Origin of the sequence: Bifidobacterium santillanense (assembly GCF_018555385.1) — a bacterium.
In the GTDB taxonomy this organism is placed as follows: Bacteria; Actinomycetota; Actinomycetes; order Actinomycetales; family Bifidobacteriaceae; genus Bifidobacterium; species Bifidobacterium santillanense.
In genome coordinates this window covers 63931-80778 of sequence record NZ_JAFEJS010000009.1, presented here as the reverse complement: position 1 = coordinate 80778, position 16848 = coordinate 63931, and the positions used below count along the sequence as shown (strand labels likewise).

Genomic DNA, 16848 nt, shown 5'->3' with positions numbered 1-16848 from the left:
GTTTTTCCCCGAGGACTATTGCCTTTCGCGCGCGCCGCCGATACATTGAAGACGATCATCAATGCAAAGCCGTCGCGCATACGAGACGCCCACGAGAAACGGAACGACCGCACGTGACCTCCCAGCCCTCCCCCGTCAGCACCGTCGAGACCACGACGAACCGCCTGTCGACCGCCGACCTCATCACCGTCGGCGTGTTCGCCGCCCTGTATTTCGTGATGGTGTGCGTCGCCACCCTGGTGAGCACGCTGTTCACCGGCGGCTTCGGCTCCATCTTCCTGCCGGCGATCGCCGCCCTCATCTCCGGTCCGGTGTTCATGCTGCTCGCCGCCCGTCTGGGCAAGTTCGGCGGCATCACGGTGATGGGTCTGGTGATCGGACTGTTCCTGTTCGTCTCCGGCCACTTCGCGCTCTCGTTCGTCGCGAGTCTCGTCTTCCCGCTCGCCGCCGACCTCATCGCCCGCGCCGGCCGCTACCGCGGTAGGACGTCGCTGCTCGTCTCCTACGTCGTCTTCTCGTACGGTCTGACCGGTCCGATCCTGCCGCTGTGGTTCATGAAGGACGCCTACGTGGCGAGCCTCGAGGCCCGAGGCAAGGACGCGGCGTACATCGAGGGCGTGTTCGCGCACATCAACGCCGGCACGTTCGTCGTCTCGATGGCCGCGATCCTCGTGTGCGCGCTCCTCGGCGGATGGTTCGGCCAACGCCTGATGAGGAAGCACTTCGCCAAGGCCGGCATCGCCTGATGCGCACGGCGGCGACCGCTCCAACCTCCCGCCGCGACGGGCGTTCGCTCGACCCCCGCGCGAAGCTGTATCTGCTGCTCCTCGCGAACCTCATGCTGTTCTTCCATGTGGGGCTCGCGACGCAGGCGACGATGATCGCCCTGTTCCTCGCGCCGATGCTCGTCGCGGGGCGCGTGCGCATGGCGGCTCGCTTCGCCGTGCTGTACGCGGCGATGACGGCGTTGGGACTGCTCGACCCGGACGCGTTGGGCGTGCCGCAGCTGCACGTGGTCTCGGCGCTGGCGGTCGGCGCGTCGATGATGCTGCCATGCTTCGCGACAGGCGCGTACGCGTTCACGACCACGTCGGCGAGCGCGTTCGTGTGCGCGATGCGCCGCATGCGGGTGCCGGAGGCGGTGGTGGTGCCGTGCGTGGTGATCATCCGCTTCTTCCCCACGATTCTCGAGGACTACCGCCGCATCCGCGAGGCGATGGCGCTGCGCGGCATCGCGACGGGCGCGTTCGCGTGGGTGCGTCATCCGGCGCGGTCGCTCGAATACGTGGTGGTGCCGCTGCTGATGAACGCGACGAACGTGGCGCAGGATCTGTCGGTCGCCGCGCTGACGAAGGGTCTGGGACGCGACGGCGTGCACACGTCGCGCACGACGATCCGCATGCGCGCGGCCGACTGGCTGGCGATGGCGGCATGCACGCTGCCGCTCGCCCTGGACGCCGCGGGGGTGATCTGAGTCATGGATGCGGTCGATGCGAGGAACGTCTCGTTCCGCTATGGACAGGCCGACGACGCCCCGGCGCTGGAGAGCGTCTCGCTGGGCGTGGCCCCCGGCGAGTGCGTGGTGCTGTGCGGGGCGAGCGGATGCGGCAAGACGACGTTCACCCGGGTGGTCAACGGCCTGGCCCCGTCCTTCTTCCGCGGCACGCTCTCCGGCGACGTCCTGACGTGCGGGCTCGACGCGGCGCGCGTGCCGATCGACCGGCTGACGCCGCTGGTGGGCAGCGTGTTCCAGAATCCGAAGACGCAGTACTTCAACGCGAACACGACGGATGAGCTGGCGTTCCCGTGCGAGAACATGGGGATGGACGCGGCGGAGATCAACCGTCGCGTGGCGGATGCGGCCGGGCGTTTCGGCGTGACGGATCTGCTGGATCGGGGCATCTTCCGCCTGTCGGGCGGGCAGAAGCAGCGGGTCGCGATGGCCGCGGCGGTCGTGCTGGGGCCTCGCCTGGTCGTACTCGACGAGCCCACCGGCAATCTGGATGCGCAGGCGATCGACGCCATGCGCGATCTGGTAGTGCGGATGAAGGCGGACGGAGTGAGCGTGCTGGTCGCCGAGCATCGTCTGGCATGGCTCAACGGCGTCGCGGACCGGTATGCGGTGTTCGACGCAGGGCGCATCGTGCGCGAGTATCCGGCGGACGAGTTCCTCGCCCTCTCCCCCGACCATGTGGCGGCGATGGGGTTGCGGACGCTGGATCCGGAACCATGCCGCCGCGCCGTCGCCCGGCTCGCGGCCGTCCCGGCCGAGGGGGACGGGCCGGACGGGAGGACCGCGCTGCTGCGCACCCGGGATCTGGTCGTCGGTCACGGACGCGGCCGGCGACGCGCGTTCAGCCGGACCGTTCCGGACCTGTCGCTGGCCCGGGGCGAGATCGTCGGTCTGATGGGACGCAACGGAACCGGCAAGACGACGCTGGTGCGCACGCTGACGGGGCTGGCCGGGCCGCTGTCGGGACGCATCGAGCTGGATGGCCGTACGGCGCGTCCCCGAGATCTGATGCGCGCCGGGTTCATGGTCATGCAGGATGTGAACTACCAGCTGTTCTCCGATTCGGTGCGCGAGGAGCTCATGATCGGATCGGACGCCGACGATGCGGACGCGTGCGCGCGTTGCGACCGTGTGCTCGCCGATCTGGATCTGCCCCGTCTCGCGGACCGTCACCCGATGAGTCTGTCGGGCGGGCAGAAGCAGCGCGTGGCGATCGGCTCGGCGCTGATGTGCGGCAAGGATCTGATCGTCCTCGACGAGCCGACCAGCGGTCTGGACCGCTTCCACATGGAGCAGGTCGGCCGTCTGCTGCGCCGTCTCGCGCAGCGCGGCCGCGCGGTGCTGGTCGTCACGCACGACGAGGAGCTGGCCGCCGGATGGTGCGACCGCGTCATCGATCTGGAGGCGGCGCGGGGCTGAGACGGTCCGGTTATGCACACGGGGCGACGGTTATGCACATGTGCCGTCGCCCGATTTGCCGTGCGGGCGGCGGACGTGCGAAGGTGGGAGCGCGTCCGGTCGACGGGGACGGGACGCGGCGGTCGACGAGGACCGTGCCGACGACAACGGAAGGCGGGAACCGACGATGGTTTCTGGAAACATCATGCTCATGCGCCGTGCGGAGGGCGGGGACGCCGATCGCGACGACGCCGAGGGCCGCGCGAACATCGGCCAGTGGACGGACCTGTTCACGCGCGACATCGACCACCAGTACGTATCCGAACGGCAGGTCGCCCGCGCGGCCGGTCTGGTCGCGGCGATAGGGCGCGAGGCGTCGGGCCGCGGCTTCGCCGTCGCGGCACCGTCGGCCCGGCTGTTCGCCAAGGCGCGGAAGGACAAGTGGGCGTGGCCGCACATCATCGTCTCCACGCAGGACGGGCAGCTGCTGTCGTTCCATCTGTCGGAGTGCTCGCGTTCCGGCACTGAGCCGAAGACGCGCACGCTGGCGGACCGGCGGTCCCCCGACGGCACCCCGACGTGGCAGATGCAGCGGTCGACGTGCTTCGAACCGACCGGCGTGATGTCGATCAAGGTGGATTCGGACATCACCCACTACCGGGTGAAGACCAGCCGCGATTCGGACAGCACCACGGTCGAGACGCGGCTGCCGAATCTGTTCGACGCGCTCGTCGAGGAGATCGTCAGATGCGGCGACGTGCGCCGCAGCATCGCCGACCGGCGGCGGCGCGAACGGGATTCCCGGACACGCTGCCATACCGAGCGGATGTACGCGGCCCTGTGCGACGAGGTGTCGATGCACGAGCGAGCGCAACGGCAGCGCGATTATCTCGATCAGGTCGAGGCGGGGCTGGGAGGCGGCGCGGGCGACGATGCGGTGCGACAGGCCATCTCGATGATGCGCACGCACATCGACGGCAGGGATCCGCTGGTCCGTGGCGGCTCGGATTGGACGAACCAGCCCGAGCCGACCGAGGACGAGGCGTTCGAATACGCGCGGCTGACGGGGCGCGCGACGCCGACGGGCGCATGCGCCGCACATCGGGCCGCCGCCCCGACCGGACGCCACGCCGACGCCGGTCCCGGTTCCGGACCGTCGGCGACGAGCCCCGCGCGCGGACGGCATCGGCCGACGGCCGCCGGCGCCGGCGCGGGGCGCACGGGCGGCTTCTTCGACTGAGACGTGAGACGGGTGTCCGGGGCGCGATCCCACGCCCCGGACACTCGTGTCGCGGTGCGGGACCGGGACGCGCGACGCAACATGACGCTGGTATATCTCTCGTGTACGCAACATGAAAGGAGCGTTCATGCCACAGGTTTCCCAACGCGCCGCCGAGGCGCTGTATCCCAGCGTCCGCGAGATGTTCGAACTCGCCGCCGGCGTGAGCGGCGCGGTCTCGTTCGCGATCGGCGAACCCGGTTTCGACACGCCCCAGCCGGTCATCGACGCGGCGTACCGGGCGGCGAGCCTCGGCGACACGCACTACACGCCGAACCGAGGCGCGGCGAATCTGCGCGAGGCGTGGTGCGAGCGGCGCAACGCGGCCGACGGCACCGACTACGACCCGGAGACGGACGTCATCGTCACCGCCGGCGGCATGGAGGCCGTGTATCTGGCGCTGCTCGCCACGCTCGATCCGGGCGACGACATCCTCATCCCGGATCCCGGCTACGCGAACTACTTCGGTCAGGTGCGGCTGGTCGGCGCGAACGTCGTGCCGGTGCCGCTCGACGAGGCCCACGGCTTCCGCATGCAGGCGGCGGACGTCGAGGCGGCGATCACGCCCCGGACGCGCGCGATCCTGCTCAACTCCCCTTCGAACCCGACCGGCGCGATCATCGACCCGGAGCAGCTGGATCTGATCGCCGACGTGTGCGAACGGCACGACCTGTGGGCGATCAGCGACGAGGTGTACCGTTCGTTCGTCTACGACGACAAGCTGGAGTGCCTGTCGATCGCCGCGGTGCCGGGCATGCGCCGGCGCACGGTGGTGGTGGACAGCTTCTCGAAGACATTCGCGATGACCGGCTGGCGCATCGGCGCCGCGTTCGGACCGAGGACGATCATCGACCGGATGATGGTGATGCAGGAGGACGTCGTCTCCTGCGTGCCCGGGTTCCTGCAGACCGGCGCGGTCGAGGCGCTGGAGGGCGCGAACGAGGTGCTGGACGACATGAAGGCCGCCTACCGGGCGAACCGCGACATGGTGGTCGAGGCGGTCTCGCATATGCCGCTGGTGTCGTGCGCGACGCCGGACGGCGCGTTCTACGTCCTGCTCAACGTGAAGGCGACGGGAATGTCCGATCACGACTTCGCGGTCGATCTCCTGAACAGGGCCAGAGTGGTGGTGACGCCCGCCTCCGGGTTCGGCGGGCGCGGCGCCGGATACGTGCGTCTGAGCTACGTCGGCACCCCCGAGGCCACGCGCGAGGGCCTCGATCGCCTCGCACGCTATCTGGAGGATCTCGTCGATCGCGACGATGCCGTGGAATAACGTGTGCAGAGACCGCCGTTCGAGGCCGAAGACGTACGAAGGTACGTCGAGTGCCGAGAAAAGGCAGCATACGCTCCGTTATTCCTCGGCGACGAGCTCGAGGTAGGAGTCGTTCCACAGATCCTCGTCGCCGTCGGGCATGAGGAGGACCCTCTCCGGGTTCAGGGCCTCGACGGCGCCCTCGTCGTGGGTGACGAGGACGATCGCGCCCTCGTACTTGGCGATGGCCTTGAGGATCTCCTCGCGGGAGGCCGGGTCGAGGTTGTTGGTGGGCTCGTCGAGGAGCAGCACGTTGGCGCGCGAGGTGACGAGCGTGGCGAGGGCGAGCCTGGTCTTCTCGCCTCCGGAGAGCACGCGCGCGGGCTTGAGCGCGTCGTCGCCGGAGAACAGGAACGAGCCGAGGATGGATCGGGCCTGCGTATCGTTGAGGTCGGGGGCGACGTGCGTGAGGTTCTCGAGCACGGTGGCGTCGAGGTCGAGCGTGTCGTGCTCCTGCGCGAAGTAGCCGATCTTGCATCCGTGGCCATAGTCGACCGAGCCGGTGTCGGGCTGTTCGATATGCGCGAGGATGCGCAGCGTGGTGGTCTTGCCGGCGCCGTTGTAGCCGAGGATGACGACGCGCGAGCCCTTGTCGATGGCGAGGTTGACGCCGGCGAACACGATGTTCGAGCCGTACGCCTTGGAGATGTCCTTGGCCATGATCGGCGTGCGGCCGCAGGGCGCGGGCTCCGGGAAGCGGATGTCGGCGACCTTCTCGGCCTTCTGCGCCTCGGACGTGTTCTCGAGCAGCTTCTCGGCGCGGCGCATCATGTTCTGCGCGGCGACGGCCTTCGTGGCCTTCGCGTGCAGGCGGATGCCCTGCTTCATGAGGCGCTCGGCCTTCTTCTCGGCGACCTCGCGCTCGCGACGGCGGCGCTCCTCGTCGACGACGCGCTGGTGCAGGTACGCCTTCCAGCCGAGCGAGTACATGTCGATCTGGCCCAGCTGGGCGTCGAGGTGCCACACCTTGTTGACGACCTCGTCGAGCAGTTCGGTCGAGTGGGAGATGACGAGGAAGCCGCCCTCGTACTTCTTGAGGTACGAGCGCAGCCACTCGATCGAATCGGCGTCGAGGTGGTTGGTGGGCTCGTCGAGGATGAGCGTGTCCGCGTTGGAGAAGAGGATGCGCGCCAGCTCGATGCGTCGGCGCTGGCCGCCGGAGAGGGTGCCGAGCTTCTGCTCCATGACGTCCTGCGGGAGCCCCAGCGAGGCGGCCATCGTGATCGCCTCGGACTGCGCGGCGTAGCCGCCGGCCTTGTCGAAGTCCTGCATGGCCTTGTCGTAGCGGTTCATGGCCTTGGTCATGACGTCCGGGTCCGGATCGGTCATCTCCTTCTCGGCCTTGCGCATGCGGGCGATGATCGTGGCGATGTCGCGCGCGCTCATCATGCGGTCGAGCGCCGACTGCTCCGGGTCGGCGGCGTGCGTATCCTGCGGCAGATAGCCGAGCTTGCCGGAGACGCGCACCTTGCCCGCGGTGGGCAGCATGTCGCCGGTGATCACGCGCGTCAGGGTCGTCTTGCCGGCGCCGTTGCGGCCGACCAGACCGATCTTGTCGCCCTTGGCGACGTGGAAGTCGGTGGGATGCAGCAGCGTGCGCGCTCCGATCTGAATCTCCAGACCCTGTGCATCGATCGCCATACCCCACCTGCCGCTTTCTTGTTCGTCGGTCCGTCGTTTTGCCGATTGCCCACTATAACGTGAGGCGCGAAAAACCTTCCGCCGCCCGCGTGCGGTGCCGCACGGACGCCCGGCGCGGACTAGACTGGTGCCAGTACACGGGCCAACCGCCCGTATGTCAGCCAAGGAGGCCGTCATGGACACCCGGAACGATTCGGAACGCCGCGAGACCCTGCTGCACGCCGCCTACGAGGCGGCCGACGTGCGCGGGATGGAGAGGCCGCTGCTCGAGGACGGCGTGCCGCTGATGCGCATGGCCGCCAACGCGGCGGCGCATGTGGCGGCGCGCATGCTCGACGACGCCGGCGTCGACATCGAGGACGCGGCCGTGACGTTGCTCGCCGGGGCGGGTGACAACGGCGGCGACGGCCTGTTCGCCGCGGCGGCGCTGGCCGACGAGGGCGCTCGGGTCACCGTCGTGGCGACCGGCCGCGCGCTGCACGACGCGGGGTTCGCCGCCCTCGTGCAGGCCGGCGGCAAGGTGCTGGTGCTGGATCCGGCGGCCGAGATCCCGGGCTGCGCGTCCGGTTTCACGCCGGGCGAGGCCGGCGAGCGCCTCGAGGCGGCCGTCCGGCTGGCCCGGCGCTCCCATCTGGTCATCGACGCGATGACCGGCATCGGCCTGACCGGCGATCTTCGCGGCATCCCGGCGGCGATCGCCGCGTCGCTGGGGTTGCCGGCGACGCCGGATCGCGGCGAGGGGGCCTGTCCGCTGCCCGATCGTCCGGCGCTGCCGAACCGCGCCACGGACGCCGACGCGGATCTGCCGCTGGTGCTCGCGGTGGATACGCCGTCCGGCGTGGGCGTGGACGACGGCGCGCTGACCGGCGCGTACATCCCGGCCGACGAGACGGTGATGTTCGGCGCGATGAAGCCGTGCGCCGTCCTGCCGCCGGCGACGTTCGCGTGCGGCCGCATCACGCTGGTCGACTTCGGGTTCGATCTGGACGACGTCGAGCCGTCGGTCGAGGCGATGTCGCGCGATCTCGCGGCGGAGGCGGTGCGGCTGCCGCGCGTGACGGACGCGAAGTACTCGCGCGGCGTGGTGGGGCTGGTCACCGGTTCGGCCCGCTATCCGGGCGCCGCGGTGCTCACGGCCCGCGCGGCCGCGCGCACGAACGTGGGGATGGTGCGCTACCTCGGTCCCGAGCGTGCGCAGGACATGGTGCTCGCCGCGCTGCCCGAGGCGGTCATCGGCAAGGGTCACGTGCAGTCGTGGGCGGTCGGCTCGGGCGTGCCGGACAACGACGCCGACCCGGAGCTCAAGGACATCCAGCGCCAGACGATCGCGGCGCTGCTCGCCCACTACTCGGCCGATGAGGAGGGTTCGCGCGTGATGCCGCCGGTCGTCGTCGACGCGGGTGCGATCGATCTGCTGCCGGACCGTGTGCCGCCGCAGGTCGTGATCACGCCGCACGCGGGCGAGCTGGCCCGTCTGCTGAGTGTGACGCGCGCGCAGGTCGAGACCGAACCGCTGCGCTACGCGTCCGAGGCGCATGAACGCACCGGCGCGACCGTGCTGCTCAAGGGCGCGGCCACGATCGTCGTGGGCGCCGGCGAGCATCCGATGGTCGCCGGCGCGGCCCCGGCGTGGCTGGCCACGGCCGGAGCGGGCGACGTGCTCGCCGGCATTGCGGGCGCGCTGCTCGCGCAGATGGACGACGATCTGGACGGCGCGTACGGCGGCCCGAACGGGAACGACGCGGCCGGCGACGCCGACGGCACCGCCACGGATGGGGCGGGCGACACGGCCGAGGGCGGCGACGCCCCGCTCGCCTACGATGCGGCGCTCGTCGCCGACACGGCCGCCGCCGCTGCCTATCTGCACGGCATGGCGGCCGGCATTGCCGCCGAGTCGGAGCAGTACGGCTGGCAACCGCCGGAGCTGTTCGGCATGACCACGCAGCCGCGCCGCTTCGACACGCTGGGCCACCCGATCATCGCCTCGGACGTGATCGCCGCGATTCCCGACGCGGTCGCCGACCTCATCGGCTGAACGTCCGGCGGGTCGGTCCGGTCCGGTCCGACTCGAATCTTGTCGAACCCCGTCCACGGAACCCGTGTTCCACCGGACGGGGTTCCGTCGTATCCGTACACTGGTCGGTGGAATCCCGTCACTTTCCCGACCCGAAGGAGCTTCCCATGGCCGAATCCCCCATCACCGACGTGATCTTCGACTTCTGCGGCGTGCTGCTGGACTGGAACACGCGCGCCTGTCTGGAGGGCAGGTTCCCGGACGACGTCGTGGACGCGATCTGCGCGGACGATGACCCGCACGGCTTCTTCCGCTACGAGGACCGCATGGATGCGGGCGAGGACTTCGACGACATCTACCCGGACGTCGTGCGTGAGCAGGGCGAGGACATCGCCGCCATCTTCCGCTACTACATCGAGCACTACGCCGACGCGCTGCCGCGCACGCTGCCCGGCATGGTCGAGCTGCTCGAGGATCTCAAGGCCCACGGCTACGGCGTGTGGGGCCTGACGAACTGGTCGCACGAGACGTTCCATCTCGCCTTCGAGAAGTTCCCGCGCCTCGAGGAGCTGCTGGGCGGCACGATCGTCTCCGGCATCGAGAAGCTGCACAAGCCCAACGCCGACATCTACGAGCTCGCGCTCTCCCGCTTCGGCCTGACGGCCGGAAACTGCGTGTTCTTCGACGACACCGCGAAGAACGTCGTCGGCGCGGACGAGGTCGGCATCCACGGCGTGCTCTTCGAGAACGCCCTTCAGGCCCGCGAGGCCCTGACCGGCCTCGGCGTGCGGCTCTGATCTCCGTTCTCTCCGCGCGAATTCCTTGCGCAAAACATGTTGTCAGCGCAAATCTTTCGCGCGTAGTTCCGCTCCCTCATTCGCGGCTCGGCCCGTGTACAGCGTGTAGTAGCGGCCGCGCTGGGCGATGAGCTCGTCGTGGGTGCCGCGTTCGATGATGCGGCCGGCCTCGATCACCATGATGCAGTCGGCGTTGCGAATGGTCGAAAGCCTGTGCGCGATGACGAACGTGGTGCGTCCGCGCATGAGCTCGTCCATGCCGTGCTGGACCAGCGATTCGGTGCGGGTGTCGATCGAGGAGGTCGCCTCGTCGAGGATCAGCGCGGGCGGATCGGCGACGGCGGCGCGCGCGATGGCGAGCAGCTGCCGCTGGCCCTGGCTGAGGGCCGCGCCGTCGGACGCGAGCTGCGTGTCGTAGCCGTCGGGCAGCTTCTCGATGAACGAGTCGGCGTTGGCGAGGCGGGCCGCGGCCCTCACCTCCTCGTCAGTGGCGTCGAGGCGGCCGAACCGGATGTTGTCCATGATCGAGCCGGAAAACAGGTGCGTGTCCTGCAGCACCATGCCGAGCGACCGACGCAGGTCGCCCTTCCTGATGTCGCGGATGTCGATGCCGTCATAGGTGATCGAACCGGAGTCGATGTCGTAGAAGCGGGTGATGAGGTTCGTGATCGTCGTCTTTCCGGCGCCGGTCGAGCCGACCAGCGCGATCTTCTGACCCGGCTTGGCGAACATCGTCATGTCGTGCAGTACGGTCTTGCCCTTGACGTAGCCGAAGTCCACGTGGTCGAGGCGGATGTCGCCGCGCATCGGCGTGATATGGCCGGTCGACGGGTCCTTCCATCCCCAGGAGTCGGTGCGCTCCCCCGTCTCGGTCAGCGAGCCGTCGGCACCGCGCGTGACGTTGACGAGCGCGACCTTGCCGTCGTCGCCCTCCGGCCGCTGATCGAGCAGGCCGAACACGCGCTCGGCGCCGGCCAGGGCCATGACGATGGCGTTGAGCTGCTGGGAGACCTGCGAGATCGGCATCGTGAAGCTCTTGACGAACGTCAGGAAGCTCACGAGCGCGCCGAGCGTCAGTCCCGTCGCGCCGGTCATGGCGAGCGTGCCGCCGACCAGCGCGCACACGACGTATCCGATGTAGCCGAGCTGGTTGTTGATCGGCCCAAGGTACCCGGCGAACTTGTTGGCCTTGTTGGAGGCGTCGTAGAGGCGGTCGTTGACCTTGCGGAAGTCGCGCTTGGCGGCCTCCTCGTGCGTGAAGGTCTTGACGACCTTCTGTCCGCTCATCATCTCCTCGACGAAGCCGTTGAGCTCGCCGACCGACTGCTGCTGGCGGGAGAAGTGCGCGCCCGAGCGGCCGGTCAGCACCTTGGTGAGGAACACCATGACGGCGGCGATGACGAGCATCACGCCGGTCAGCGGCACGCTCAGGTAGATCATCGAGACGAGCACCATGACGATCTGCAGCACCGAGGTGAGGATCTGCGGGATGGACTGCGAGACCATCTGGCGCAGCGTGTCGATGTCGTTGGTGTACAGGCTCATCACGTCGCCGCGCGAGTTGGTGTCGAAATAGCTCAGGGGGAGCCGCTGCATGTGTCCGAACATGCGGTTGCGCAGGCGGCGCATGAACCCCTGGGTCACGAACGCCATGAGCACGGACTGCACCGCCGAGGCGAGGACGCCGACCGCGTACAGACCGGCCAGACCCATGATGGCCGCGAGCAGCGGCCCGAAGTCGCGCTCCCCCGGCGCCGCATGCACGAGCGGCATGATGTAGTCGTCGATGAGCCGCTGGATGAACAGGTTGCCGCGCACGTTGGCGAGCACGGTGACGATGATGCACGCCATGATGAGGGCGTACTGCACGCCGTACCTGGCGAACAGGTCGCCCATGAGGCGGCGGAACGTGCGCCACGGATGGCCCATTTTCAGGTACTCCTTGGCGGCGGCCGCGTTCCTGGCCGAATTGCCGCGTCCCGGTCCCGGCATCAGTCCACCTCCGTTTCGTTCGTCTCCGATGCGGCGTCCGCCGCGTTCTCGTCGAAGTCGCCGCCGCCGCGCGTCTGCAGCTCGACGATGCTCGCGTAGATCTCGTCGCTGCCCACCAGTTCGGCGTGCGTGCCGACGCCGTGGACACGCCCGTCGTCCATGACGACGATCATGTCGGCGTCGCGCACGCTGGAGACGCGCTGGGCGATGATGATCCTGGTGACGTCGGGCATCTCGTCGGCGAAGGCGCGGCGGATGCGCGCGTCGGTGGCGGTGTCGACCGCGGACGTCGAGTCGTCGAGGATCAGGACCTTCGGCTGCTTGAGCAGGGCGCGGGCGATGCACAGGCGCTGCCGCTGGCCGCCGGAGAGGTTCTGCCCGCCCTGCTCGACGACGGAATCGTAGCCATCGGGCAGCCGGTCGATGAACTCGTCGGCGCAGGCGATGCGGCAGGCGCGGCGCATGTCGTCGATCGTGGCGTCGGGGTCGCCCCATTTCAGGTTCGAGGCGATGGTGCCGGAGAACAGCACGTTCTTCTGCAGGACGACGGCGACCTGATCACGCAGGACGTCGAGGTCGTAGTCGCGCACGTCGACGCCGCCGACCATGACCGATCCGCCGGTCACGTCGTACAGTCGCGGGATGAGGTTGACGAGCGTGGTCTTGGATGAGCCGGTGCCGCCGATCACGCCGACGACCGCGCCGGCGGGGATGTGCAGGTCGATGTCGTCGAGCGCGCGCTCGCGGCGACGGGACCCGTTGAGCTTCGCGGCCATCATGGCGCGGCGTTTGGCGGTGGGGTCGTTTTCGGACAGACGCACCTCGGGGTAGGAGAAGTCGACGTCGTTGAAGTCGATGGAGCCGTCCCTGACGCTCATGACGGGATGGTCGGCGACGGGCATGTCGGCCTGTTCGGTCAGTACCTCGGCGACGCGGCGGGCGGAGGCGGACGACATCGTGATCATCACGATCGTCATCGACAGCATCACGAGGCTCATCAGGATGTTCATGCAGTACATGAGCAGGGACGTCAGGTCGCCGGTCGTCAGGTCCCCGGCGACAATGAGGTTCGCGCCGAACCAGCTGATGAGCAGCATCGACGCCCAGACGGTGAGCTGGATGACCGGATTGACGGAGGCGAGCGTGAGCTCGGCCTTCATGAAGATGTCGTAGATGCGCTTGGAGATCGAGCGGAACAGCTCGTTCTGCATGTCGCCGCGATCGAACGCCTTGACCGCGCGGATGGCGGTGATGTTCTCCTCGGTGTTCTCGTTGAGCACGTCGTATTCGGGGAAGGCGCGGCGGAAGAAGCGCGCGGCGACGTTCATGAGGATGGCGAGGACGACGCCGAGGAAGATCACGGCGCCGAGGTAGATGAGGGCCATGCGCCCGGAGACGACGAACGCCATGCACATCGCGACGACCAGCGAGCTGAACGCGCGCGGCACCATCCTCAGGATCATCATGAACGCGTTCTGGATGTTCATGACATCCGTGGTCAGGCGCGTCACGAGACTCGGAGTGGAGAACCGGTCGATGTTGGTGAACGAGAAGGTCTGGATGTTGTCATACTGGTCCTGCCTGAGGTTGCGGGCGAAGCCGGCCGACGCCTTCGAGCCGAAGACTGAGCCGAGGCAGCCGACCGCGAGGCCGCACAGGACCACGGCGAGCATGGTCAGGGACGTGCGCGTGATGACGGCCATGTCCCCCTGCTCGACGCCGGCGTCGATGAGCGTGGCCATGAGCAGCGGCACGATCATCTCGCACACGACCTCGCCGATCATCACGATCGGCGTCATGACCGCGTCCCGTTTGAACTCCCCGATGTGCCGCATCAGCACCCTGACGGTCTCCACTGGCGCCATCCTTTCCCGTCTCGCGCATCGTTCCCGGACGCCAACAGGTTAGCAGCCGTCCGGCTTCCCCGCGCCGCATGGTCCAGCCGCCCGGGGCGCGTCGCATCCTCCTCGGACACGGACCGTCTCGAATGGCGTCCGCGGACATGGAAGGCATGGCTATAAGTCAATCCTCCGACCAGTCCCACTGGTATAACCGGTACTTATGACGCTTCTGCAACTCAAATACATCGTCAAGATCGTCGAATGCGGGTCGATGAACGAGGCCTCGCACGAGCTCTACGTCTCGCAGCCCGCCCTGAGCTCCTCGGTCAAGGAGCTCGAGAAGGAGCTCGGCATCGAGATCTTCACCCGTTCCTCGCAGGGCATCGCCCTGACGGTCGACGGCGCGGAGTTCCTCACCTACGCGCGCCAGGTCCTCGACCAGGCGTCGCTGCTCGAAGAGCGCTACAAGAACGCCAAGCCGCGCAAGCAACTGTGCACCGTCTCCACGCAGCACTACATGTTCGCGGTCGAGGCGTTCGTCGAGATGATCAACTCGATCAAGTCCGACGAGTACGAGTTCACGATCCGCGAGACGCGTACGCGCGACATCATCGACTCGGTCGCCAACATGCGCTCCGACGTCGGCATCATCTACCTGTCCGACTTCAACAAGGACGTCATCGGCAAGCTCCTGCGCGAGAAGCACCTCGAGTTCCACGCGCTGTTCCGCGCGCCGCTGCACGTGTTCCTGGCGCGCACGAACCCGCTCGCCACGAAGAAGGTCGTCACGATGAAGGACTTGAAGCCCTTCCCGTTCATCCAGTACGAGCAGGGCGAGGACGGCTCCTTCTACTTCGCCGAGGAGGCGGTCTGGCCGGACTACTCCCCCAAGCAGATCAACGTGACCGACCGCGCCACGATCCTCAACTTCATCATCGGCCTCAACGGCTACACGGTGTGCACCGGCATCGACAACGGCGACCTCAACAACGAGAAGATCTGCACGGTCCCGCTCGACTCCGACGAGACGATGCTCGTCGGCTGGATCACCAACGAGCGCGCCAAGCTCTCCGCCGCCGCCGAGAACTACCTCGACAAGCTCAAATCCGTCGTCGCCGACCACGGCTACAAGCTCATCGACTGAGCACCCGCAGGCATATCGGTCCGGCTCACACGGAGCGCCGCTCCGTCGTCGGATTCCCGATCCGACGACATTCTCAAGGCTCCCTTCGGGGAGCCTTTCGCATATCCGCTACCTTCCCGCCGGAATCACCGCCGCCACCGACGTCGCGGCCGTCGCGGCGAAACCCTTGAGGACGTCGAACATCACGGCGCGATCCTCCGGGTCGATGCCGCGCGCCGCCGCGAGCATGACCGGCAGCGCCTGCGTCCAGTGCGAGGAGAGTTCGCCGAACGTGGCGTGGGCGCCGTCCGGAGCCACGGCCCGACCGCCGGCTTCGAGCACGGCGAACAGTCCCTCGATGAAGAGCCGGCGGTGTTCGTCGTCGTAGCGGGCCATCCAGTCGTTGAGCGTACGGGCCGCGTACCGGGCGCCCGCGTTGAGTCCGTCGGCGAGTACGAACGTACCGTGCTCGACCTGCCAGTGCAGGGCGAAGTGCTGCATGATGCCGACGCCGTCGCTCCCGACCACCGTGTAGCCGTCGGCGGCGTCCTCGCGCGATTCGAACAGCATGCCGATGATCGACGCCTCCGGCACCGACTTGTGGACCCTAGACGCGATGTCCTCGTATCCGGGCGTCGCGAAGAACGCCTCGTCGAAGCCCGGGCCGTCGTGCGAGTAGACGGCCGCGATGCGCTCGCGCACGTCGGCGGGCGCGCAGGCGGCGGCGTAGACCGCGAGGTTACCTCCCTTGGAATGGCCTCCGACCATGATCGGCCCGTCCCATCGTGAGGCAACGTCGGTCAGATACCGCACGGCGGACTCCTGCGAGGCGACCGGACGCCGGAACGCCATCGCGAAGTCCTCCTTCCAGCCGACGATCGAACTGTCGGTGCCGCGGAAGGCGACGTACAGCGTGCGAGACCCCGGGTCGCAGGCTCCCGACGTTCCGATATCGCCCAGATCGAACGAGCATGCGGCGAACTGCTTGACGGCGTCCACGTCGATCACGTCCGCATACGCGCCGACGCGCAGGGCGCGCCATCGCGGGCTTTCGGCCATCGCGCGCAGCAGGTCGACGTTGAGCTGCGGCGACCACACGCGTCCGAACATCGCGTCGTAGCACTCCGCGCGCAGCAGGTCGCGCAGCGGCACGGTAGGCAGACCCGATTCCCCATCGTCCGCGGTTCCGCCACCATCAGCCTCCCCATCGGCGTCGGAGCCGTCCCCCATCTCGGTGGCGACGGCCGGCCGGTATCGCGGCACGTTGTCCGGCATGCGCGCGTACGCCAATTGGGACAGCGCGAGACTGTCCGTCTCGTTGAACGGTGACGCGTCGAACGTGTCGAACCGCACACGGATGTCATCGGTGATGTTCCCCATGACGGCCTCCCTGACCGAGGATGCGAATCACCTCCATCGTACCTTTCCGCGGACGAAGCCGGTCATCGCGCAAGGCACGCAGGACGCGGGACGAATCATCCTTCGTGCCGTCCGACGGCGGTACGGCATCCCTGCGAACCACACCGATGACGGTTGCCGTCCCGACCGAATCGTCAGAACGGGAAGTACCTGCCCCGGTCCATCTTGCGTGATACCTCGCGCATCTCGCGCGCGTATTCGCGGTCGGCCTCGTCGCCGTGCGACAGTCTGTCCGCCTTGTCGTCGAGATGATGCTGCACTCCGAACACGGCGCACAGCGCCACCACCGCGACGAATCCCACAACCACCGCAATCGCAAGCATGTCGGCTTCCTTCCCCTTGCCTTCCCCGAATCGGCTCGGCTCTCCCCTCAGGAGGAACCGCACGTCACATTGCCATTCTAGGCTCGCACGATGCAATCCGGTGTAATGGAATCATGACGGCCGTTTCCGTCTCCCATGCCTAAGGTGTGTACTCGGTGTCGAGGGAAACCGCAATCCGACGGCCCGGAGGAGG

General features: G+C 68.1%; 13 protein-coding genes. 8 read left to right on the top strand and 5 right to left on the bottom strand.

All coding sequences use genetic code 11. The annotated features are described in order from the left end of the window. The first annotated feature begins 113 nt into the window (after positions 1–113). From JS528_RS08635 to JS528_RS08615, 5 genes are all read left to right on the top strand, one after another. Positions 114–746, top strand: a complete 633-nt coding sequence (locus tag JS528_RS08635) for an MptD family putative ECF transporter S component (RefSeq protein WP_214358664.1) — start codon at positions 114–116, stop codon at positions 744–746. Next, positions 746–1474, top strand: coding sequence for an energy-coupling factor transporter transmembrane component T (locus tag JS528_RS08630; protein WP_214358663.1), 729 nt, complete (start codon positions 746–748; stop codon positions 1472–1474). The genes JS528_RS08635 and JS528_RS08630 overlap by 1 nt, the downstream gene beginning before the upstream one ends. 3 nt (positions 1475–1477) lie before the next feature. Beyond that, the gene (locus JS528_RS08625; protein WP_214358662.1) at positions 1478–2932 is read left to right on the top strand and encodes an ABC transporter ATP-binding protein; all 1455 of its coding nucleotides are present in this window, start codon (positions 1478–1480) and stop codon (positions 2930–2932) included. Between the two features lie 166 nt (positions 2933–3098). Beyond that, positions 3099–4151, top strand: a complete 1053-nt coding sequence (locus tag JS528_RS08620) for a hypothetical protein (protein WP_214358661.1) — start codon at positions 3099–3101, stop codon at positions 4149–4151. 127 nt (positions 4152–4278) lie between these two features. Then, entirely contained in the window at positions 4279–5466 is a 1188-nt protein-coding gene (locus tag JS528_RS08615; RefSeq protein ID WP_214358660.1) for a pyridoxal phosphate-dependent aminotransferase, read from the top strand. A 78-nt stretch (positions 5467–5544) separates the two neighbouring features. On the opposite strand, the gene JS528_RS08610 is transcribed toward JS528_RS08615, so the two are convergent. Further along, positions 5545–7146, bottom strand: coding sequence for an ABC-F family ATP-binding cassette domain-containing protein (locus tag JS528_RS08610; protein WP_214358659.1), 1602 nt, complete (start codon positions 7144–7146; stop codon positions 5545–5547). 175 nt (positions 7147–7321) lie between these two features. Here JS528_RS08610 and JS528_RS08605 point away from each other — a divergent pair, with 175 nt between their 5' ends. Both JS528_RS08605 and JS528_RS08600 read left to right on the top strand, forming a co-directional pair. Beyond that, positions 7322–9181: a bifunctional ADP-dependent NAD(P)H-hydrate dehydratase/NAD(P)H-hydrate epimerase gene (locus tag JS528_RS08605; protein ID WP_214358658.1), complete on the top strand. Its 1860-nt coding sequence runs from the start codon at positions 7322–7324 to the stop codon at positions 9179–9181. 146 nt (positions 9182–9327) lie between these two features. Then, positions 9328–9957, top strand: coding sequence for an HAD family hydrolase (locus JS528_RS08600; protein WP_214358657.1), 630 nt, complete (start codon positions 9328–9330; stop codon positions 9955–9957). Positions 9958–9999: 42 nt separating this feature from the next. Here JS528_RS08600 and JS528_RS08595 read toward each other — a convergent pair whose 3' ends face one another. Both JS528_RS08595 and JS528_RS08590 read right to left on the bottom strand, forming a co-directional pair. Continuing rightward, positions 10000–11949: an ABC transporter ATP-binding protein gene (locus JS528_RS08595; protein WP_240541420.1), complete on the bottom strand. Its 1950-nt coding sequence runs from the start codon at positions 11947–11949 to the stop codon at positions 10000–10002. After that, positions 11949–13814 carry an ABC transporter ATP-binding protein gene (locus JS528_RS08590; protein ID WP_214358656.1) on the bottom strand — a complete coding sequence of 622 codons (1866 nt, stop codon included), beginning with the start codon at positions 13812–13814 and terminating at the stop codon, positions 11949–11951. The genes JS528_RS08595 and JS528_RS08590 overlap by 1 nt, the downstream gene beginning before the upstream one ends. A 196-nt stretch (positions 13815–14010) precedes the next feature. Between JS528_RS08590 and JS528_RS08585 the strand changes: the two genes are divergently transcribed. Then, positions 14011–14934, top strand: a complete 924-nt coding sequence (locus JS528_RS08585) for a LysR family transcriptional regulator (RefSeq protein WP_214358655.1) — start codon at positions 14011–14013, stop codon at positions 14932–14934. A 108-nt stretch (positions 14935–15042) separates the two neighbouring features. Here the strand turns inward: JS528_RS08585 and JS528_RS08580 are convergent, their stop codons facing one another. Together JS528_RS08580 and JS528_RS08575 are read right to left on the bottom strand one after the other, a co-directional pair. Further along, on the bottom strand, positions 15043–16293 hold the full coding sequence (locus tag JS528_RS08580; RefSeq protein ID WP_214358654.1) for a DUF2974 domain-containing protein: 1251 nt from the start codon (positions 16291–16293) through the stop codon (positions 15043–15045). 173 nt (positions 16294–16466) lie between these two features. Further along, complete coding sequence (locus tag JS528_RS08575; RefSeq protein ID WP_214358653.1) at positions 16467–16655, bottom strand: hypothetical protein; 189 nt, start codon at positions 16653–16655, stop codon at positions 16467–16469. Positions 16656–16848: the final 193 nt, after the last annotated feature.